The organism is Parapedobacter sp. 2B3 (assembly GCF_041925275.1).
GTDB lineage: Bacteria > Bacteroidota > Bacteroidia > Sphingobacteriales > Sphingobacteriaceae > Parapedobacter > Parapedobacter pyrenivorans_A.
This window is the reverse complement of sequence record NZ_JBHEUZ010000009.1, coordinates 1-21,497: the sequence shown is the minus strand read 5'-3', so window position 1 is coordinate 21,497 and position 21,497 is coordinate 1. Positions and strand designations below refer to the sequence as shown.

Here is a 21,497-nt window from a genome sequence, read left to right as displayed (position 1 = left end):
AAATTAAAAACTACAATGGCGATAAACTTACAAAAAGGTCAGAAAATTAACATTGGTCTTAGCAAAATGACCATTGGTTTAGGGTGGGATCCGAATGAAGGAACAGGGTATGACTTCGATTTAGATGCCTCTGCATTTATGATCGACGAAAGACGGCAAATTCCGAATGAATCATTTTTTGTTTTTTATGGTAATACCAATTCTCTGGATGGAGCATTACATCACACAGGAGATGATCCAACTGGAGGCAACAGCGCAGACGGAGACGATGAAAGCATTGAAGTGGATTTATCGAAAGTTGACGCTCGTATCAACGAAATCTTATTTGTGGTAACTATCCATGAAGCCATAGTAAGAAAGCAGAACTACGGTCAGGTTCGTAATTCCTACATACGCATCGTGGATGACAGCAACGGACAGGAAGTGGCAAAATACGAATTAGGGGAAGATTTTTCTATCGAAACTGCGGTAGAATTTGGAAGGCTTTACAAAAGAAACCAACAATGGAAATTCGAGGCTTCGGGAATCGGTTACAAAGAAGATTTGGCTTTCTTCTTATCAAAATATTATAACGGTCAAATTATAAAATAGTCAATTATGGCAATAAATCTACAGAAAATTACGCTAGAAAAACAGGGAGATACACATTTTATTGATCTTTCTAAAAAAGAAAGCTTTACACAGGAAATCATCATTAACCTCAATTGGTCTAAAGGAAGTAAAAAGGGATTTCTCGCCAGTTTATTTAATCAGGATATTGACTTGGACCTCGGGTGCTTTTATGAATTAAATAATGGTGAAAAAACGGTAATAGACGGATTGCAATTTTCAAAAGGACATGGGGGACCTAAAAATAAATTGACCCGGCAAGGTAGATATACAGCCATTCCTTGGATTTGGCATACTGGGGACGATAGGGGGGCAGGTAGCGGTTCGGGCGAAAATATTATCGTTAATCCTCAAGGAATTAAGGATATAAAAAGAATGGTTATCTACTGTTTCATCTATGACGGGGTAGCTAAATGGCAAGAAACGAATGCTGTCGTGACGGTAAAAGTTCCCGGAAACCCTGACATAGAAGTAGAAATGGGAAAACAAAGAAGCTATTATAAATTTTGTGCTATAGCGGAAGTCCTTTTTACCCCCAGTTCAATTGGTGTAAAAAAACTGGTCACTTTTCATGATTCACATGCCGATTGTGATAAAAAGTACGATTGGGGAATGAGATGGACTGCTGGCTCTAAATAAATCCATAAGATGAAAATCGATATCTCCCTATATCAACACTTTTCTTTTGATTTATGGCTTACACTCATTAGATCTAATCCATTGTATAAGAGAAAAAGAGATGAATTATTGAAAGATTTTTTTTCGGTCTCTCTAAGTCTTGAACAGGTACAGGCTGTTGTACGCTATTATGACGTATTGAGCAATAAAATAGGTGAAACAACAGGTGTGCATTTTGATAGAAATGCAATCTATCTGCTGATTTTGAACCAGTTGGGAGTTGATATGGCGAATGTTCGGAATGACAAGGTTTTGGAATTTTGTCAAATAAGCGAGGAGTTGTTTTTTGAATATAAACCGGTGCTGGTGTATCCTGAAATCCATCATACGATGAAAGAAATAAACATTCATGGCAAAACAATGAGTATAATGAGTAACACAGGATTTATTTATGGTAAGACATTACGACAAATCTTAGATCATTATGAATTAACGCCATTCTTTTCTTTCCAATTGTATTCAGACGAAACAGGGTATTCAAAACCGAACAAGGAGATGTTTGAGCTGACGTATAAAAAGATAAGCGCCTTTAAAACAATAACGAGGAGAGATATCGTACATATAGGGGACAGCGAAACAGCAGATTTGGCAGGGGCAAGAAATATTGGCTTTCAGTCGGTATTAATTAACAATTGACCTGATGGCACATAGATTTAGTTTACACAAAATATATCAAAAGGAAAATTGTCCATTTAATAAATCGGAATACAGCCGGTTCAAATTTGGAGATACATTTTATGCTAAAAAATTTGCTGAAGAACTGTTTCAGGAGTTCATAACGGAATATGGTAGTTTATTACTGGAGCAAACGGAAATCATATTGTTCCCAAGTCCTTATTCTGCTATTCCTACTGCATCCAACTTCTTGTGTTCCTATTTTAAAGAAAATCTGAATCGATTTTTATATAATAATGGTAAAAAGGCCTGTATCGAAAGTAAGATTTATCGCAATCAAACCTATGTTCAGGACTATGGAAATATGGATTTTGAACAGCGGATGAATTTGATTGCCAATGATACCTACTACATAGACAAGCATTTTGTCGATGGTAAATTCTGTCTGTTTATTGACGATATAAAAATTACCGGGAGTCACGAAAAGACAGTGAATAAAATATTAGCGCAATTTGATGTGTCAGGTACGTTTGTCTTCATCTATTATGCGGAATTAATGAGTTCTGACATTCATCCGAATATCGAAAACCATTACAATTACTTTGCTATACAAACCGTGGACAAACTTATAGAGGTTTTAAATGGTGCCTTTTTCCAATTCAATACAAGAATAGTGAAATACATTTTACTGATGGACAATGCAGATTTTGATAGGATGCTTCATCATATTTCATCGGTACAGCTGACCAAACTTTTAAATCTGGCTATCAGCAATAATTATCATCGCATTGAAGAATATCAATATAACATAACAAAAATAAATCATAAGCTATGGCAATCAACTTACAAAAAGGGCAGAGAGAAAATATCAATGCTCCAAAATTTATTGTTGGATTAGGATGGGACACAAATAGTTCCGCCACCGGAAGTGCATTCGATTTGGACGCTTCGGTTTTTATTCTTGGTGAAAACAAAAAGATGCTATCAGACCAACATTTTGTTTTCTACAATAACTTAAAATCTCCGAATGATGCGGTCATTCATACCGGAGATAATCTAACGGGGGATGGTGACGGTGATGATGAACAGATCATTGTCGATCTGTCAAAAATAGAAAATCATGCAACTGAAATTTGTATTGTCATAACCATTCACGAAGCTGATGTCAGAAGTCAGAATTTTGGCCAGGTACGTAATTCATTTATCCGCATTGTAGACGCTTCGTCCAATCAGGAATTGTTGAAATATGAGTTAGAAGAAGATTTTTCTATTGAGACTGCGGTAGAATTCGGAAGAATTTATAGAAGAAACGGAGAATGGAAATTTGAAGCTGTTGGTGTAGGAATGAAAGGTGGGTTGGAAGACTATTTAAATAAATACAATTAATCAGTTATGGCAATCAATCTACAAAAAGGTCAAAGAATTAACCTTAAAAAGGACAACGGCGCTATTCTTCAAAATATATGTGTTGGCGTAAACTGGGGAGCAATAGAGAAAAAGGGATGGCTTGGCGGTATATCAAAAGAAGCCGTGGATTTGGACGCAAGCTGTGCATTATTAGATGCCGGTAAAAATGTGTTAGATGTCGTTTATTTTGGAAACTTAAAATCAAAAGATGGCGCTATAAAACATAGTGGCGATGATTTGACAGGTGATATGGACGGCGATGACGGCTTAGATAATGAAATCATCACATTGGATTTTTCGAGACTGCATTCATCTGTGGAATACGTAGCTTTTGTTCTGAATAGTTTCCGGGGACACGATTTTGGAACAATTCCATTTGCTTCCATACGCATTTACGAAGGAACACCTACGAGGGTAAACGACGTTTTTGCAACGTATAATATTGCAAAAGGAGAAGGCTTTGCAGGGCACGTCTCTATGGTAATGGGTGTTTTTTACAAAAGAAGCAATGAGTGGAAATTCAATGCTATTGGCGAACCGACCAAAGACAGAAAACTGGAAGAAACAGTCAGAACTGTACAGCAGAATTATCTATAAAGAATAATCGAATATAATCTAAATGACAAATAGAAAGAAATATGGTTTTTCATTCTCCTGGAAACTAGCTTTGGGTGTGACTGCGACAAAACAAAGTTTTGCGAAGAAAACAGGCATCCCTACCTCAAAGGCTGGGATTGAAAGAAAAATGGGAAAACTGATTCTGGATATGCTTTTTAAAAAGAAATAAACGATGAGAAGATTACCCGTATATCTACTATTGGATACTTCTGGTTCCATGACCGGAGAACCTATTGAAGCCGTAAAAAATGGCGTACAAATGATGATGCATTCTTTACGGCAAAACCCACAAGCTATTGAAACTGCGTATGTAAGTATTATCACATTTGACAGCGATGCCAAACAAGTTGTTCCGTTGACGGATTTGGCTTCTTTTCAAATGGTGGATATTAAGGCTCAAGGGGTAACAGCTTTGGGTTCAGCATTGAGTTTGTTGGCGGACAAGTTGCAAACCGAGATCACAAAAACCACTTTAGAGCAAAAAGGCGATTGGAAGCCTATGACCTTTATTATGACCGATGGTATTCCGACCGATGATTGGCAATCGGGATTAAAGAAGTTGAAATCGGTAAATAAAGGTTTGATTGTAGGTTGTGCAGCGGGAAGTGGGGCTGATGACGCGGTACTTAGACAAATTACAGAATCCGTAGTGCGATTGGATAATGCCGATTCGGAAAGTATTTCTAAATTTTTCCAATGGGTAACGGCTTCTATCTCGACATCTTCGACCAAAGTAGAAGAATCGGGAAAAGAAGTAACAGGCTTAGACCAATTGCCTCCGCCACCGTCTGAATTAGTAATTGTAGCGTAAATAAGAATATAATATGAAAAACGGATTGATATTAAGTAGTCTTGGGGCTTCAGAAATCATTTTAATACTCGTTGTAGTAGCATTTATAATTGGATTAGCATTATTAATCCTTAAAATATTCAAAAAGAAAATAACAGTTTGGAAAGTTATTGGGCTGTTCTTTTTGATTCTCGTTGTGGCAAATCTGATAATGAAATTAATTAACTCTTGATGAACAGAAGACTATTAGCCTATTTCCTATTGGACACTTCGGGTTCGATGCGTGGCGAGCCTATCCAAGCCCTAAACAATGGTTTTAATGGCTTGGTTAATATGCTACGTACCGACCCGCAAGCGATGGATTCGTTGCATATCAGCGTGGTTACTTTTGACAGAGAAGTGCAAAACATTGTGCCGTTGACGGATTTGGCAAGTTTTCAACCTGTGGAAATTCAATGTCCTGAAAGTGGACCTACGCATACGGGACAGGCATTGGAAATGATGTGCAGTTTGGTCAACAGAGAACTGATAAAAGGTACTATCGAACGCAAAGGCGATTGGAAGCCATTACTATTCATTTTCACGGACGGAAAACCCTCTGATTTGCAAAAATACCGAGTGTTTATTCCGAAAGTAAAGAGACTGGATTTTGGTATGATTGTCGGTTGTGCAGCCGGGCCGAAAGCAGAAGTCAGTTTTTTGAAGGAGCTAACGGATGACGTCGTGAAACTCGATACCACCGATTCGAATACACTGACCACCTTCTTTAAATGGGTAAGTTCTTCAATAGAAATGGGTAGTAAATCGCAAGGTACGGGCGAATCGATGACTTTGCCACCTCCGCCAAGTGAATTAAACATTGTTGTGTAAAGGTTTGAATATTGAACTAAAAAAAACTTATATGACACATCCAAATGAAATATTAGCGGTTTTGCTAATAGGGGTTATTTTCACAATCTCCTCATTAATGGCCTTTTTTAGCTGGAAATATGCTGGTTATTTTCTTTCAAGAAGAGATCATTATGTTAACAGCAGATATGAACTTTTTATGAAAAAACTTGGGTGGTCTATTAGTGCATTCTTTATAACACTTGGACTTCTTGGAGCAGCAATAAAAGGATTTTTAGCATAATATCTTAAATATTAATAAATGAGAAGATTACCCATATACTTTTTAATTGACGTTTCCGAATCAATGGTTGGCGAACCGATCGAACAAGTACAGGATGGGATTGCAACCATTATCAAAGAACTGAAAACCGACCCATACGCCTTGGAAACTGTTTGGGTTTCTATTATCGGTTTTGCGGGAAAGGGTAAAGTGATTACACCTTTGCAGGATGTGATTACGTTTTATCCTGCGAAAATTCCGATTGGTAGCGGTACATCCTTGTCAAGTGGTATGAATGAATTGATGAATGCTATTGACAAAGAAGTAACCAAAGCCACTTATGAGCAGAAGGGTGACTGGAAACCGATTGTATTTCTGTTTACGGATGGTATTCCTACCGATAATACCGATAACGAAATCGAACGTTGGAACGCCAATTACCGGAGGAAAACCAATCTGGTGGCAATTTCCATTGGAGAAAACACCAATTACAATTTGTTGGGGAAACTGTCCGACAATGTATTGCGGTTTAATAATACTGATGCTAATTCTTACAAGGAGTTTTTCAAATGGGTAACGGCCTCTATCAAAGCGACCAGCGAAAATATCAACAGCACAAATTTGGGCGGTATCAATCTAAGCAAAGTTAATTCGGAAGTGGTCGAGAAAATAGATTTATCGAAAAAACATACCATTCCCGATGAAAATTTTGTGGTGCTGAATGGTAAATGTTCACAGACAGACAAACTGTACTTGGTAAAGTTTAAGCAATCTTCGGAATATTCGGGCATTGCGGATTTTCAGACACGGGTTTTCAGATTGGAGGGCGCGTATAAAATCGATGAAAAGCTGTACAAAGAATATTCAACCGACAAAGATTATTCCCTTAAAATTTCCTCGGATGAATTGTATGGAAATCCAAGTTGTCCTTGCTGCGGTAATCAGATAGGCATAGCCCATTGTATTTGCGGGGGTATTCATTGTATTTCGGGCGATGGCGAAGCGACTTGTCCATGGTGCGGAAATACAGGTTATTACGGACGTGGAGAGAGCGGATTTGATATTAACAGAACACTTGGATAGCCAATGGAAGCACTTCTAAAGCAAATATTAGCCGAAAACAGCATCGAGCTGAATAAGATCGCCAATAACACGATTGCTAAATTGATTGAAAATGCCAAAATAGCGGAGTTGGCGAAGTCAGTTTCGGGTATTAAAAATCAAATCATTGAAATCTTCGACATGTATAGAGAAAAAGAAGAATTTAAGGAAAAGCATTTGTCCATAGCGAATGCCAATGCAAAGAAGGAGTATGATTATACGATTGACTTGCAGGAATTTCCGAATATCGCCATCAAAGAAATTCGTAATCTCGCTACTATCGGATTGCAGTTTGATGCTGAAACTAATCGCATATTTGGAACACCGACAGTTGCTAATACGGTCGATTTGCATCTTATTTTCTATAACCAGATAGATGAAAACAAAAGTGAGGACATCAAAATTATTCCGTTTATCGTCAATGCGGATCCGAAAGATTTGTGGCTGAACAAGGCGAGTGACCAGGGAGCAAGATACACCAAACCAGATGAAGCTGTTTTTGCCGGTGATTTCTTAGATAAAAAGATTGTAATAGCATCAAAACGAGGACGTTCGCACGCGCACGAAGGCAGTTTTAGAGATGACGATTTTTGTGTCAGGCAATTAGTGGACGGATGGGCTATTGTGGCGGTTGCAGATGGTGCAGGTTCGGCCAAGTATGCAAGGCAAGGTTCAAAATTGGCAACGGAATTGATGGCCGATAGTTTTGCGAATGAAGAAATCTTGAAAAGTCTTACTGCTGATGTTGTTGCCTATTTTACAGAAAAAGAAACAACGGAAGAAACTGTATTACAGACAGAAACCGAAGCTACCCAACCCGAAGATGAAAAACTGAAATATAAATCTTCCATTATCAATGCGCTCTACAAAGAGGTGCGCAATCTGCACACGCAAATGATTGATTTTGCGAAGCAGGAAGAAATTAACCTCAAAGATTTGAATACCACATTGATTTTTGCGCTGTGCAAGAAATTTGATTTCGGGTATGTGGCATTGACTTTCGGAGTAGGCGACTGCCCGATAAATGTTGTATTGAACGCCAATCAGGATGTAAAGCTGTTAAACACATTGGATGTAGGTGAATTTGGCGGAGGGACACGTTTTATCACGATGCCCGAAATTTTTAATAATCCTACTATGGGGAGTAGGTTTTCGATAAACAGATTCGAGGATTTTGATAAACTGTTTTTGATGACGGACGGTATTTATGACCCCAAGTTTGTCACTGAAAATAAATTGGAAGATGTCACGATCTGGACAGGCTTTTTACAAGACCTGGACGGCGAAAATGAAGATAAGATAAAAGTGGATTTTGTACAAAATGATGGAATAGAAAAGAAACTTTTGCAATGGTTGGACTTTTGGAGCAAAGGCAACCATGATGACAGAACATTGGCAATAGTCTATTAAATTATGAGCATTATAAAGGTAACTTCTGTCATCGATGCCTCAAAAACGTATGAGTACGTAGATGACGGCAATCCGAAACAAGGCGGAGTAAAAGATGTATATTTTGCTCCAAATAGAAAATATGTCGTCGCTTTTTTCAGAGAAAGGTTGGATTTTAATCAAAAGGACAGGATAAAGCGGATTGTAACGCTCTATTTGGATAATATCAAAAAAGGCAATGCTTCTGATTATTTCCTGGATGAAATATACAGATGGCCTTTCGATGCAGTGGAGAAAAACGGGAAAACAGGCGTAGTTGTGCCGATTTATAATTCTAAATTTTTCTTTTCGAAAGGATATGGAACAAATGATACCATAAAAGGAGGCGAAAAGGTTGGTAAATGGTTTACTTCTCCCTCGTTCAGAAATAAGCAGTACCCACTTTCTTTGGATAAATCAGAGCTGGGCGATTGGTTAAGTTATTTTCAGATTGCTATCAACATCTGCCGAGGTGTCAAAAAAATGCACCAAATGGGCTTAGCCCATTCGGACCTGTCTTATAATAATGTTTTAGTTGATCCTGTAAGTAAGTCCGCCAATATCATCGACTTGGATGGTTTGGTTGTTCCCGGTTTGTTTCCACCCGAAGTTATTGGAACAGCTGATTTTATCGCTCCCGAAGTTTTAAAGACAAAGCATTTGAAAACCAACGACCCAAACCGTATTCTGCCCAACCAAAAAACCGATTTACATGCTTTAGCAGTGCTGATTTATATGTACTTGCTAAGACGACATCCATTGCGTGGTGGAAAAATTTGGGATTTAGACAGCGAAAAAGACGAACTATTGGCAATGGGCGAAAAGGCGATGTTTACTGAACATCCAACTGACAAAACTAACCGTGTAAAAACTGACCAACTGCGAAAATGGGACAATTTTTGGGGTAACCCAGAAAAGCTGCCTTATACCGTCACAGGACCTTATTTGTCGGATTTATTCAAACGAGCATTTATCAACGGCTTGCACAACCCGATTGTAAGACCGATTGCTAACGAATGGGAAACGGCATTGCTGAGAACAGTAGATTTAATCCAACCTTGTGCCAATCCGAATTGTGATGAAAAATGGTATGTGTTTGATAATACATCCAAACCCAAATGTCCGTTCTGTGGCACAGCGCATAAAGGTTCATTGCCCATTGCTGACTTGTATTTCAAGTTCAAAGATGATGTTTGGAAGCCCGAAAATCATCGCCTGATGGTTTACCACAATCAGTATTTGTTTAAATGGCATGTATCACGGAAAATCATACGCAATGAGAGCTTAACTGCAGAGGATAAAAAGCCTGTCGGCTATTTTACTTTTTATCAAGGTAAATGGGTGTTGGTCAACCAAGATTTGCACGGAATGAGAGACCTAACCGATCAAAAGACCATACTGGTCAATTCAATGGTGGAGCTGACCAATGGTAAAAAAATATTACTCTCCAACGAAGAGGGAGGGAGACTTTTATACATCACGATTACAAATCAATAATTTAACAATCACAATGGAACAACAAAGTATTTTGGCATTACACCCTGGTTTGGTGTGGGGATTTGGGATTACAGTCGTTATTATGCTACTGTTAGACCTCGGTGTTTTCAATAAAAAAAGTCACGTAGTATCCTCCAAGGAAGCTACTATCTGGACAATTGTCTGGATTTCGTTGGCAATGGTGTTTTCAGGAGTCGTATATTATGTCTTCAATCAGGATGCAGGCGGACATAATTTGGCAATCGAAAAATTCACCCAATTTCAAGCAGCATACTGGATAGAAAAGGCATTATCTGTTGACAATCTTTTTGTCTTTATTTTGGTGTTTTCCTATTTCAAGGTACCACGCGAATTGCATCACAAAGTGCTGTTTTGGGGAATTATAGGTGCATTGGTATTCAGAGCGATTTTCATTTTTGCAGGGGTTGGGATTATTAACGTGACCTATTTGCCGGTTTTTGAGCTGTCTGGAAAAGCTGTCGAAATCAATGTTGTTTTAACATTGTTTGGATTATTTCTGGTGTATGCAGGAATTAAGTCTTGGGGAGGTGGAGATGACGATGAAGAACAAGACTTCTCCAATTCTGCCGGAGCAAAATTGGTCAAGAAATTATATAAAGTAAGTGATAACTATGATGGAGATAAATTTTTTACGATGCAGAACGGAATAAAAGTAGCTACTCCACTCATGGTAGTCGTTGCTGTAATCGAGTTTACGGATGTATTATTTGCCGTGGATTCCATTCCTGCTATTTTTGCTATTTCCAAAGACCCTTTCATTCTTTATACTTCTAATATTTTTGCGATACTTGGGTTAAGGTCATTATATTTCTTATTATCCAATTTCATTCATATGTTTAGCAAATTACCGTATGGATTGGCTATTATTTTGACATTCATTGGGGTTAAAATGATTATTTCTCCTTGGTTTCATATTCCTTCGCCAATATCACTCGGAATAGTGGGGGGGGTGTTAATTATTTCCGTAATAGCTTCCTTGGTTTTTCCAGATAAAGAGGAAGTTGCGTTGTAAGAATCGGAAGTAATTCTTTGTAATCTATACTGTTAGAAAACATTCAAGTTTAATATTTGGAGGTACCACGACGGGAATAAAAAGCATGTTTAATGAATAGAAAATCGCAGTTATACAGCGACCAATGGCTACCATATTCCATTGGTCTATTAGCCATATTTGCCTTGGCGGTATCGGCGTGCCATCCGGGATCCAGTAGCGGAGTCGGCGTTAGTTCGAATACCATCGTAGCTGCGGAGTACGCCCGCCTCAGCGATTCTGTGCAATTAACGACTCGCGAGAAACGGCAAAAATTTAAGCAAGGCTTCGTGTACGTCACCAAAGTGGTCGACGGCGACACCTTTTGGGTCGAAGACGGTGAAAAAGAAGTCAAGGTACGCTTCATCGGGATTGATGCCCCGGAAGCTAGGAATGCGGGGAAGAAAAAGAAGGGTTATTTTGGCAAAGAAGCGAGCGCCTATGTAAAGGCGTTGACGAAATACCGGTGGGTGCGGTTGGAAACCGACATACAGGAACGTGATCGGTATAAGCGGTTCTTGGCCTATGTTTATTTGGAAGATGGCACGTTCCTCAATGCCCATTTGGTCGAAAATGGCTATGCCGTAGTGGATACCCATCCACCCAATGTGAAATATGTGGATCTTTTTGTCAAGCTACAACGAGATGCTAAAATGGGTGGCTTGGGGTTGTGGAGGATGGAGTAACCGTGGGATAAACGCATCGGAAGTATTCGGCAGCGGTTTATTGCTCATTATTTTGCTGGTTTCGGTGCGCAAACGATTAAGGGCTTCCTTTTTACGGATTCTCGTAAGGAATATGCTCTGAGGTACATTAGCTTTGGGCCTATACCTGAAAGCGTTTTTTACCGACTAGCTCATTAGGGAAACCGTGTTTTTCTAAAAAGGCCTTAGACTTATTTGCTTTTTTTACGAAATAGGGGTCATTTCCGTAATCGCGGACATGCTCCGTTTTCGAGTCAATCGCTCATGATTTCTTATCCGTCGGGTTTTCCATATCAAACCTCCTCCTATTCATACGAAGATATTTGATTATTTGCGTATCACCAAAAATGCTTCGTAATTTACCTGTCGCTCAAAACGTCGCCAACTGCCATCAACATACCCATAGACATCCATTATCGGTTGTATCTTGCTCCAATTCACCGAAATTCCCATTTGATAAAGCCTCGTTCTAGCTGCCGTGCTCCCTATGCCGAAACGCGGACCACCGACAGCCAAGCCCATCGCCTAACGTGCGATAGCCTTCTTGACGCGCTCATGTACCGCGAAATTGCAACCATCATACCGCTGGGTCGGTTCACTTACCACCCTGACTCGGGCTACCGGGGTTATGCCACCCATGTGGAGCTGCATCGCGAAGGCATCCGCACGTGGCAGCATATCTTCGTTGATAGCGTACAACACCGTCACCGCACCGCCGCAGCCGTTTCCGGCACCGTAGTAACCACGGAGAGCCGTACCGTGGAGCAGCGCGAGTGGCACGGCGCTACCTGGCGCTGGGTAGCATTTGTGCTATTGCTGGTGGTGGCCGCAGGCTTCCTCACCCGGCGTCTTTTCTGCTGATGGCGTCCGTTTTTACGTCGGCACGGGTCCAAGATGTGCCGGGATGGGGCCGGGTTGCATCGGCACGGGTTCATGTTGCACCGGACTGGGTTCAGGATACACTGGCATGGATTCGGGTCGTACCGCCAAGGGATCATGTTGTACGGTACTATGCCCGTGTTACACCGGACTGGACGTAGTTTATGCCGACATGGCTTTATGTTACACCGGCCTTGGTCCGGGACATGCCGTACCGAGTTGAGTTGGGCGCTCCCTGAAACCGGTAGCGATCCACAAGGGTTGGAATGCAGCGCACCCCATACCTTTGTGGGTCCACATGAGTCCGGTACGACGCGTATGTAACCCATGTGCGTCGCAATTGAATCCACGTGCGCTCCGGCTTGATTCCTGTTCACTTCACCTGAACTGGGGGCGACTCGGCCCGAACCCAAATGGGCCGTGCCCGGATTCTTCCGGTGATCGCCGCAACCCGGGCTCGTTAGCCATGCGATCATGGCGCTTGCACATGAACACATGGCCACGTCTCCCGAATCCCATTGGCCGCCGCCCGGGTTGGGGCAGCGTGGGGATGGAACCGTGTTGCACCGTACTGGGTTTGGGACGGCGTTTCCTGAACCCGGTACGGCGTTTCCTGGATCCGTTGCCAAATAGTTTTACCTTATTTTCGCAAACGATCCACTCAGCCTTTCTCGATTCAGTATTGGTTCATCCGGCATTACGGATTGCCCTAAGGAAAATGTGCTGAGGTACCGTAATTTTGGAGTAATAGGAGCTAATGAATTATTGGGCGGACAGAAAAAGTAATATATAATTCGTAACACCCTTGTTTTTAAGCTATAATTCGTATATTGGACGCTATAAAACCTGAAAAGCATGTAACCTACTGTCGTATCCAACTTAACAACACCTTATGAGCCATACAGCCGATTTAAAGCTCCACGTCGAGATTTTGCCGTTTGTGAACCTTTCGTTACACCTAAACGACGTGCCACTTATGCAGTCGTCCGTAATGGAGAATACCGGCGATGTTTTGCAGGCGTGGAATTTTTCCAAGGTCGGTTCACGGCTGGATGCACATTTAGAGATTATCACCGGCTGCATAGGGTAGAAGTATGTGGCGAGTATCGAATGGGGGAGGAGAAGACTAACGGCTAAAATAAAAAAGGCGAGTTGCCCCGCCTTAAATGTTTTCACAACGGAATAATCCTTATTGTGATTTGCTTTCAAGAACAAAGATAAGATATAAATTGATTTGGACAATATGGGAAACCGTAAAGTTGAGTTTTTTTATTTTTTACTTTAGATGAATTTAAATTGACAACTAATTTGCTATGAAAAGAATATTAGGACTGGATATAGGCGTTTCTTCTGTTGGAGTAGCGATTATAAAAGAAGAAAACGGAAAAAAATCAATTGAAAAATTATCTGTAAGAATTGTTCCAGAAGACCCTGATTTTCACGGAAAATTTTATTCGGGTAACACTGCGAGTAAGAACCTCGACAGATCCATAAAAAGAGGAATCAGAAAAAATAATCAACGATTTAAAGCAAGGCGGGACAAGCTTTACCAAACGTTGAAAGAGAATAATATGTTTCCGACAGATGACTTATTTAATCTTTCTGCAATTGAACTTTACGGATTAAGGGCAAAGGCTGTTTCGGAACAAATCTCTTTGCAGGAATTGGGCAGGGTTCTAATTCTTTTGAATCAACGGAGAGGATTTTTAAGCAACAGGAAATCGGTTTCAGAAGAAGAAAATTCAACCGAATATAAAGAACGGATTGCTGAACTTGAAAAAGCGTTGGGCCACGGAACTATCGGGCAAAAATTATATTCGGAATTGCAGGAAAGTAAAAATACTTTTGAAGTCCTGTTGCGGGAACGCACTTACCAACGAAATTCCTATACAGAAGAATTTGACAGGATATGGGACGAACAGAAAAAGTATTATCCTGTTTTAATGGGTGGCTCAAATGAGGACGATAATGAATCAACATTATATGATTTGATTCGTAACAGAACTATTTATTATCAACGACCATTAAAAAGCCAAAAAGGGTTGATTTCCGAATGTCCGTTTGAAAGACACCATAAAGCCGTTGCCAGAAGTTCCCCTTATTTTGAATTGTTCAGAATATTGCAAAAGATAAACGATTTATCATGGAAAACTCCAAACGGAGAGACTTTCAAACCGACTCAAGAACAAAAACAGAAATTGAAAGATGCCTTGTGGAACGGAGAAAACCTAAATGCCAAACACAAGTTGACAATCACCGAAATCAAGAAAATTCTGGGTTATGGCAGAAGCGATAAAATCTATCTGAATTTTACTGAATTGGATGGAAGCCGAACTTATGCTGTTTTGAAAAAGGCTTTGCAAGAGGCAGATATAAAAAATTTCGAACAATATCTTTTTTTTAATCTAGATGTGAATGATGAAAAAGGCGGATTGTTTGAATTGTGGCACATCACTTATTCTTTGCCAACGGAAAAAGAAGTCGTCAATGCTTTGAGAAATCGTTTTGGTTTTTCTGAAAATCAAGCAGAAATTATTGCTAAAAAAGTAGGTTATTCTTCGGATTACGGAAGTTTATCCACCCGTGCTATTCGAAAATTGCTTCCGTATTTGGGAAAGGGTCAGGGGTATAGCGAGTCTTGTGATGAAGTCGGTTATGACCACAGTGGATACAAAACTGAAATTGAGCTTCAGCCAAAATTAAAACAGCTGAAAAAGAATGCGCTAAGAAATCCCGTTGTGGAGCAAATTCTAAATCAGGTCGTAAATGTTGTAAATCTCGTAATTGAAGAATACGGAAACATTGATGAGATAAGGGTTGAGCTTGCGCGTGAACTGAGAAATAGTGCTAAAACCAGAAAAAACATTTCGCTGTCAAACTCCAAAAACAAAAAAAATAATGATACTATAAGAAAAAAACTTCTGGAAGAATATGGTTTTAAATTCGTGAATGGAAGAGATGTAACGCGTTATATTCTTTGGGAAGAAACTGCTCAGAGATGTTTGTATTGTAGCAATCCCGTCAAAGCCACCGATATGCTTACTGGCAATGCGGACATCGAACATATACTGCCAAAATCCCGTTCTTTCAATAATGCATTGAGTAACTATATCATCACCCATAGAAAATGTAATTCGGATAAAGGACAAAGAACCGCTTACGATTTTATAGCATCTAAGGGTGAAACCACATTACAAGAATACATCGAAAAAGTAAACGATCTGTACAAAGATGGAAAAGGAAGCATTTCAAAGGCGAAGTTTGAAAGCTTGCTTTGCAAAGGCGAAGATATTCCTTCGGATTTTGTGGAAAGAATGAAAAAAGATTCCCAATACATTGCCAAAGAAGCCGTAAAAATGCTGAAAACCGTTTGTCCGAATGTTTATACCACAACAGGGCAGGTAACGGATTTTCTGCGTGATGAATGGGAATTGAAAAATCTGTTGCAGGAATTGACTTTTGATAAATACAAAGCTATCGGGCAGGTTGAAGAAAAGACCATAAAAACAAATAACGGACAAACAAAGACCTTTGAAGTTATCTCGGATTGGAGTAAACGAGATGACCATAGGCATCACGCAGTTGATGCTTTGATTTGTGCTTTGACCGACCAAAAAATCATCTTTAAGCTCAATAATCTCAACAAGATTTATCAATTTGAAAGAGATGCTTTAAGCAAAGAAGAGATTGAAAATATTGAAAAAGCATTGGAAGGGAAATTCTCGCTAAAAGAATTTTCGGACCATCAGGGAAATATCATAGCATGTGCGATACCGAATATCCGCAAGGAAGCACAAAAACATCTGGAAAATATTCTGATTTCTTTCAAAAAGGAAAACAGCAAAGTATTAACGAAAAATGTAAATACCCCTAAAAATGTAGAACCGAAAGCAACTTGGGTTCCGCGTGCAAGACTGCACGAAGATACCATTATGGGACGTGTAAAACGCATTGCCGAAAAGAAAATGAAGCTAAGCGATAAAGTTTTTGTAAAAGAAATCGAAATGGTTGTAAATCCCGAAATCAAAGAAATACTTCATCAGCATCTTGCGAAATTTGATCACAATCCCAAAATTGCTTTTGATGCAAAAACTTTGAAAAAAGAACCTATTCTTTACAAAGAAAAAGAACTAAAAGAAGTAACTATTTATGAATGGATCAACACTAAACGTGTTAATGTAAATGAAAATATAACAGAAGCCCAAATAGGAAAAATTATTGATGCTGAAAGTAAACGAGCGGTAGAAGAAAGATTGAATGGCGGAAAAATCAAAGAAGCGTTTAAAAACTTAGCCGAAAATCCAATCCGATTAAAAAACGGAATGATTTTAAAGACTGTAACGGTTTCCGATGAAAGCAAGGTAGAAAAAATAAGGAATGGTTATGCAATTACAGGCAAAAATCATCATGCTTTAATCTACAAAGATGAAAACGGAAAATACAATGACAAGGTCGTTTCCTTTTGGGAAGCCGTTGCCATTGGTCTGCAAAATGTGGAAGAACACGGAAATCCATATCCGATTATCAATCGAAATGACAATGATGAATTGGGAGTTTTCCAATTCTCTATGCAGATAAATGATTTGTTTGTCTTTGATTTAAAACATGCTGAAAACCCCCAGGAAGAAAATGAAGTTGATTTCTTTGACGATAAAAATAGAAAACGGATAAGCGATAAATTGTTTAGAGTGCAGAAGATGAGTAAGAAAAGTAGCGGGGAATTTGATATACATTTTCGTCATCATTTAGAAACAAGCGTGAATAGGAATATTAAAGAAGTAAGTTGGATTAATATTAGGTCTAATAAATTATTGGAAAGAATAACGAAAATAAGGGTAAATCATCTCGGAGAAATTATAAAAATCGGAGAATAGGCAATGAACGAAATCATCATCTACCAAACTTCCGACAACCAAACTCAAATAGATGTAAAATTTGAGAATGAAACGGTATGGCTTAGTCAAGCCCAGTTGGTCGAACTTTATCAGACTAGTAAAGCCAATGTGAGCGAGCATATCAAACATATATTTGAAGAAGGAGAATTGAACAGAGAAGCAGTTGTTCGGAGTTTCCGAACAACTGCTTCGGACGGTAAAAATTACAATGTAGAACACTATAATCTGGATATGATTATTTCGCTTGGTTATCGTATCAAATCAAGTGTAGCTACTTCTTTCCGCATTTGGGCAACCCAACGCTTAAAAGAATATTTGATTAAAGGTTTCACCATCGACAGCAATCGCCTGAAAAATCTCGGAGGTGGAAATTACTGGAAAGAATTATTAGACGCCATTCGCGATATTCGCAGCAGCGAAAAAGTGATGTACCGCCAGGTGCTGGATTTGTATGCCACAGCAATTGATTATAATCCGAAAGCGGCGGAAAGTATTTTGTTTTTTAAAATCGTACAAAACAAGCTGCACTTTGCGGCACACGGACAAACTGCTGCTGAAGTGATTTATTTCAGAGTGAATTCTGACAAACCGTTTGCCGGGTTGACCAATTTCAAAGGAACTCAACCGACACAAGCCGAAGCGCTGATAGCCAAGAATTATTTGCAGGTAGAGGAACTGAAAGTGTTGAACAATTTGGTGTCGGCTTATTTTGATTTGGCTGAAATCAATGCCATCGAAGAAAAACCGATGAAAATGCAGGATTATATCAACGAACTCGACCGTATTTTAAATTCCGCAGGTAGAAAATTATTGCAGGACGCAGGAAAAATTAGCCACAATCAAGCAGAAGAAAGAGCCAAAACGGAATTTCGCAAGTATCAGAACAAAACGTTGAGCGAAGTGGAAAAGGCATACTTAGACAGTTTGAAACAGATAGAACAGCAGGTGAAAAAGAAAGGGAAACAGGCAAATTAGGTGAAATCTTCTAAAAGTATGATGAACTATGTCAGACATTATCCAATTAAAAAAGAATGGTTTTTACACCTCTGAATACAATGAGAATCTGAAAAAAGCCGAACTAGTCAAGATAGACAGACCTTTCTGGTATTACTATAATCATGAGCTTATACTCGATGAGGGCATTACCTATGGGGATGTTTTTTCAAATTTAGCACCGTACCTTGATAAATTAGAAGAGCATTTTTTAGCGGAAACAAGAGGCTGGAAAATGAAAGATTGGTTTGAAGAAATTGAAAAGGACAAAACAAAAGAGGATGTTAAATTCTTTGAAATCCGTTTTGGCTGGCACATAGATGCTCATACATATTTTGACAGGAAAACCAGCAAATACGATAATAGCTTTACCAAGTATTTGGGTTTTTCTGCGATAGCAAAGTCGGCAGAAAGGGAAAACGGAGAGGAGAGGTACGCAACTTCTTTTGTAGATATACAGAATCTAAGAGATGTTCCCGTTGCGTTTGATAAACATTGTGAAATCAGCGTTTGGAATGCTGAAACTAAACAGCATGACACGCTCTTTGAATTTGAAGACGGCATTACGTTGAGAGAACTCATCGCTTGTTTGTTTAACGAAATCACTTTTTATGGTGACCCAAAACATACGAAAGAGGAATTTGAAAAATTGGAAAAAAGTATTGAAGAGACTGAAGAAGCCGATGGAAATGATGAAGCTAAATTTATACCATTTTCCAACATTCAGTTAGAATGGTTGGAGGAGGAATTGCAGGAAGCACTTGCTGAAGAAAACTATCAATGGGCAGAGAACGTCCGGAAAGAAATCAAACGGATTAAAGAAGAAGATGAGTGAGATGGTAATATGTCTCGAATCGCAACAAACCGTCCGGCTTATCCAAGGGAGTGTAAAACAATCATTTTCAGCAAATATCAATGATTTGAAAGCGAGCTAACCTGACCAACTATGATTAAGCGTACCCTCATGTTCTCCAATCCAGCTTACTTAAGCCATAAGAACAGCCAATTGGTCATTTCCTTTCCGGATAAGGGAAGGGAGGATGACCGGACGGTGCCGATTGAGGATATTGGCGTTGTGGTGTTGGAAAACCAGCAGATTACTATTTCGCACGGCTGCATTGCCGCACTTGTGCAGAATAATGTGGCGTTAATCTCCTGCGATGCCAGCCATATGCCCACGGGGTTGATTCTGCCATTGGATGGCGGTAATACGCAGGCCGAACGGTTTCGTTATCAGATTGAAGCGTCTTTGCCGTTGAAAAAGCAGCTTTGGCAGCAAACCATCCAACAGAAAATATATAACCAGGCACGGGTACTAGAAGATATCGGAATAGAGACAGTGAATATGTATCGCTGGTCGAAGTCCGTTAAATCCGGTGATCCGGATAACTACGAGGGACGGGCTGCGGCCTACTATTGGCAAAACATTTTTAGCGGATACATGGATTTTAATCGGAACAGGGGAGGGGAAGCTCCCAATAATTTACTGAATTATGGGTATGCGATATTACGAGCGATAGTGGCGCGTAGCCTCGTGTCTTCGGGATTGCTGCCAACATTGGGCATATTCCACCGCAATAAGTACAACGCCTATTGCCTTGCAGATGATATTATGGAGCCATATCGGCCATTCGTAGACCGTATTGTTTACGATATCGTGACCGAAGGTGCCGTTGTTGAGGAATTGGATACGACGCTTAAGACACGGTTATTGCAGTTGCCTCAGGTGGACGTGCGTTTTGATGACAAAACTACTAGTCCATTAATGGTGGGTATGTCCCGGACGACCGCATCATTAGCACGGTGTTTTGAAGGAGTATCCCGTAAGATCAATTACCCATCATTATAGTTAATCACTGTGTGCGTTGAATCGTTTAAACCAATACCGTGTTTTGTGGATTTTAGTCTTTTTTGATTTGCCCACAGAAACCAGAAAGGAACGGGCGGCTCATGCACGATTTCGCAAGGACATCATGCAGGACGGTTTTATGATGTTCCAGTTTTCCATCTACTTACGGCATTGCAATAGCCGCGAAAATGCGGATGTACATATTAAGCGGGTGAAGCGGCTATTGCCGGAGAAAGGGCACGTGGGAATATTGACGATTACGGATAAGCAATTCGGTGATATCGAATTATTTATCGGAAAAGAGATTGGGAAACGACCGGATACGCCGCAACAATTGGAGTTGTTTTGAGAAATCCAATTAGAAAGTTCTCTTTTTGTGAACTTTTATTTATAACTTTGTATTTGTACCGTATGCGTATACATTTAGTAAAGCAGCAAACTGTTGAGCATTTTGTGACTTTGCACGCTAGGAGTAGAACTTCGTTGCAGGATTGGTTGGCAAAGATTAAATATGCAGATTGGGAATCGCCTACGGATATTAAGCAGACATTCAATAGTGCAGATTTGCTTGGCAACGGCAGTAATAGGGTGGTATTTGATATTGGTGGTAATAACTATCGGATGATTTGCAAGTATGTATTTGGGGCAAAGCAGATACATTTGTTTATATGCTGGATAGGTACGCATGCTGAATATGACAAATTATGTGCGTTAGGTGCACAGTATACGACAAACGATTACTGAATAGATAAGAACATGGCGACATTGAAATATAGTGTTATAAAAGATAAGGCACAATATGATGCCTATTGCAAAGCATTGGAGACATTTCTCGATAAAGACCCTGCAAATACCGAAGAAGTGGAATTGCTTACCTTGTTGATCGAGCACTATGATACGGCAAACAATAGCTTTGTGGAAATGGATCCCATCGAACTATTGAAATCGTTCATGAAGGACCATGGATTAAAATCTAAAGATCTGGTCGGTTATTTAGGTATTAGCAAGGGCTACGTTTCTGATATGTTGAATTATAAAAAAGGGCTTTCCAAAGAAGTGATACGCAAGTTGGCCAGCCGTTTCCATGTATCTCAAGAGGCTTTTAATAGGCCGTATAAACTTCACGTGCCGGAAAACAAACACTTCAAGAATGCCAATGTAATGAATGTGCCAAGAGATATTCAGCCGGTGGTATGTATCCGCCCGACCAACTGCATATTTTCTGAGTAATTGATCCGCTGTAGCTTTACGCCCAAATATTATTGATATGAA

General features: G+C 39.6%; 25 protein-coding genes. 24 read left to right on the top strand and 1 reads right to left on the bottom strand.

Going from position 1 to position 21,497, the window contains the following annotated elements; all coding sequences use genetic code 11:
* Positions 1-15 precede the first annotated feature (15 nt).
* The 15 genes from ACEVG1_RS11375 (at position 16) to ACEVG1_RS11305 (ending at position 11,591) form a co-directional block, all read left to right on the top strand.
* Positions 16-591, top strand: coding sequence for a TerD family protein (locus ACEVG1_RS11375; protein ID WP_374743800.1), 576 nt, complete (start codon positions 16-18; stop codon positions 589-591).
* Between the two features lie 6 nt (positions 592-597).
* Positions 598-1,248, top strand: a complete 651-nt coding sequence (locus ACEVG1_RS11370) for a stress protein (RefSeq protein ID WP_374743799.1) — start codon at positions 598-600, stop codon at positions 1,246-1,248.
* 9 nt (positions 1,249-1,257) lie between these two features.
* A complete protein-coding gene (locus ACEVG1_RS11365; RefSeq protein WP_374743798.1) occupies positions 1,258-1,923 on the top strand; it encodes an HAD family hydrolase in 666 nt (221 codons plus the stop codon).
* 4 nt (positions 1,924-1,927) lie between these two features.
* Positions 1,928-2,800, top strand: a complete 873-nt coding sequence (locus tag ACEVG1_RS11360; RefSeq protein ID WP_374743797.1) for a phosphoribosyltransferase family protein — start codon at positions 1,928-1,930, stop codon at positions 2,798-2,800.
* The gene (locus ACEVG1_RS11355; RefSeq protein WP_374743796.1) at positions 2,734-3,288 is read left to right on the top strand and encodes a TerD family protein; all 555 of its coding nucleotides are present in this window, start codon (positions 2,734-2,736) and stop codon (positions 3,286-3,288) included. The genes ACEVG1_RS11360 and ACEVG1_RS11355 overlap by 67 nt, the downstream gene beginning before the upstream one ends.
* A gap of 6 nt (positions 3,289-3,294) precedes the next feature.
* Positions 3,295-3,906 (top strand): TerD family protein, encoded by a 612-nt coding sequence (locus ACEVG1_RS11350; RefSeq protein WP_374743795.1) that lies wholly within the window; start codon positions 3,295-3,297, stop codon positions 3,904-3,906.
* A 22-nt stretch (positions 3,907-3,928) separates the two neighbouring features.
* Positions 3,929-4,096: a hypothetical protein gene (locus ACEVG1_RS11345; RefSeq protein ID WP_374743794.1), complete on the top strand. Its 168-nt coding sequence runs from the start codon at positions 3,929-3,931 to the stop codon at positions 4,094-4,096.
* Between the two features lie 3 nt (positions 4,097-4,099).
* Positions 4,100-4,738: a VWA domain-containing protein gene (locus ACEVG1_RS11340; protein WP_374743793.1), complete on the top strand. Its 639-nt coding sequence runs from the start codon at positions 4,100-4,102 to the stop codon at positions 4,736-4,738.
* A gap of 210 nt (positions 4,739-4,948) precedes the next feature.
* Positions 4,949-5,587 (top strand): VWA domain-containing protein, encoded by a 639-nt coding sequence (locus ACEVG1_RS11335; RefSeq protein ID WP_374743792.1) that lies wholly within the window; start codon positions 4,949-4,951, stop codon positions 5,585-5,587.
* A gap of 31 nt (positions 5,588-5,618) precedes the next feature.
* Entirely contained in the window at positions 5,619-5,849 is a 231-nt protein-coding gene (locus ACEVG1_RS11330) for a hypothetical protein (protein ID WP_374743791.1), read from the top strand.
* A gap of 18 nt (positions 5,850-5,867) precedes the next feature.
* Positions 5,868-6,911, top strand: a complete 1,044-nt coding sequence (locus ACEVG1_RS11325) for a TerY-C metal binding domain-containing protein (RefSeq protein WP_374743790.1) — start codon at positions 5,868-5,870, stop codon at positions 6,909-6,911.
* 3 nt (positions 6,912-6,914) lie between these two features.
* Positions 6,915-8,339 carry a PP2C family serine/threonine-protein phosphatase gene (locus ACEVG1_RS11320; protein WP_374743789.1) on the top strand — a complete coding sequence of 475 codons (1,425 nt, stop codon included), beginning with the start codon at positions 6,915-6,917 and terminating at the stop codon, positions 8,337-8,339.
* Between the two features lie 3 nt (positions 8,340-8,342).
* Positions 8,343-9,854 (top strand): helix-hairpin-helix domain-containing protein, encoded by a 1,512-nt coding sequence (locus ACEVG1_RS11315; protein ID WP_374743788.1) that lies wholly within the window; start codon positions 8,343-8,345, stop codon positions 9,852-9,854.
* Between the two features lie 13 nt (positions 9,855-9,867).
* Entirely contained in the window at positions 9,868-10,887 is a 1,020-nt protein-coding gene (locus ACEVG1_RS11310; RefSeq protein WP_374743787.1) for a TerC family protein, read from the top strand.
* 92 nt (positions 10,888-10,979) lie between these two features.
* On the top strand, positions 10,980-11,591 hold the full coding sequence (locus ACEVG1_RS11305; RefSeq protein ID WP_374743786.1) for a thermonuclease family protein: 612 nt from the start codon (positions 10,980-10,982) through the stop codon (positions 11,589-11,591).
* Positions 11,592-11,936: 345 nt separating this feature from the next.
* Here the strand turns inward: ACEVG1_RS11305 and ACEVG1_RS11300 are convergent, their stop codons facing one another.
* Entirely contained in the window at positions 11,937-12,062 is a 126-nt protein-coding gene (locus tag ACEVG1_RS11300) for a hypothetical protein (RefSeq protein WP_374743785.1), read from the bottom strand.
* Here ACEVG1_RS11300 and ACEVG1_RS11295 point away from each other — a divergent pair, their 5' ends adjacent.
* The 9 genes from ACEVG1_RS11295 (at position 12,063) to ACEVG1_RS11255 (ending at position 21,455) form a co-directional block, all read left to right on the top strand.
* The gene (locus ACEVG1_RS11295) at positions 12,063-12,470 is read left to right on the top strand and encodes a hypothetical protein (protein WP_374743784.1); all 408 of its coding nucleotides are present in this window, start codon (positions 12,063-12,065) and stop codon (positions 12,468-12,470) included. It abuts the gene before it with no gap.
* A gap of 910 nt (positions 12,471-13,380) precedes the next feature.
* On the top strand, positions 13,381-13,578 hold the full coding sequence (locus tag ACEVG1_RS11290) for a hypothetical protein (RefSeq protein WP_374743783.1): 198 nt from the start codon (positions 13,381-13,383) through the stop codon (positions 13,576-13,578).
* 223 nt (positions 13,579-13,801) lie between these two features.
* Positions 13,802-17,362, top strand: a complete 3,561-nt coding sequence (gene cas9 / locus ACEVG1_RS11285; protein WP_374743782.1) for a type II CRISPR RNA-guided endonuclease Cas9 — start codon at positions 13,802-13,804, stop codon at positions 17,360-17,362.
* A gap of 3 nt (positions 17,363-17,365) precedes the next feature.
* The gene (locus ACEVG1_RS11280; protein WP_374743781.1) at positions 17,366-18,358 is read left to right on the top strand and encodes a virulence RhuM family protein; all 993 of its coding nucleotides are present in this window, start codon (positions 17,366-17,368) and stop codon (positions 18,356-18,358) included.
* A 28-nt stretch (positions 18,359-18,386) separates the two neighbouring features.
* The gene (locus ACEVG1_RS11275; protein ID WP_374743780.1) at positions 18,387-19,211 is read left to right on the top strand and encodes a hypothetical protein; all 825 of its coding nucleotides are present in this window, start codon (positions 18,387-18,389) and stop codon (positions 19,209-19,211) included.
* 111 nt (positions 19,212-19,322) lie between these two features.
* Entirely contained in the window at positions 19,323-20,225 is a 903-nt protein-coding gene (gene cas1 / locus ACEVG1_RS11270) for a type II CRISPR-associated endonuclease Cas1 (RefSeq protein ID WP_374743779.1), read from the top strand.
* Positions 20,226-20,241: 16 nt separating this feature from the next.
* On the top strand, positions 20,242-20,574 hold the full coding sequence (gene cas2, locus ACEVG1_RS11265; RefSeq protein ID WP_374743778.1) for a CRISPR-associated endonuclease Cas2: 333 nt from the start codon (positions 20,242-20,244) through the stop codon (positions 20,572-20,574).
* Between the two features lie 62 nt (positions 20,575-20,636).
* Entirely contained in the window at positions 20,637-20,969 is a 333-nt protein-coding gene (locus ACEVG1_RS11260) for a type II toxin-antitoxin system HigB family toxin (RefSeq protein WP_374743777.1), read from the top strand.
* 12 nt (positions 20,970-20,981) lie between these two features.
* Positions 20,982-21,455, top strand: coding sequence for a type II toxin-antitoxin system HigA family antitoxin (locus ACEVG1_RS11255; RefSeq protein ID WP_374743776.1), 474 nt, complete (start codon positions 20,982-20,984; stop codon positions 21,453-21,455).
* Positions 21,456-21,497: the final 42 nt, after the last annotated feature.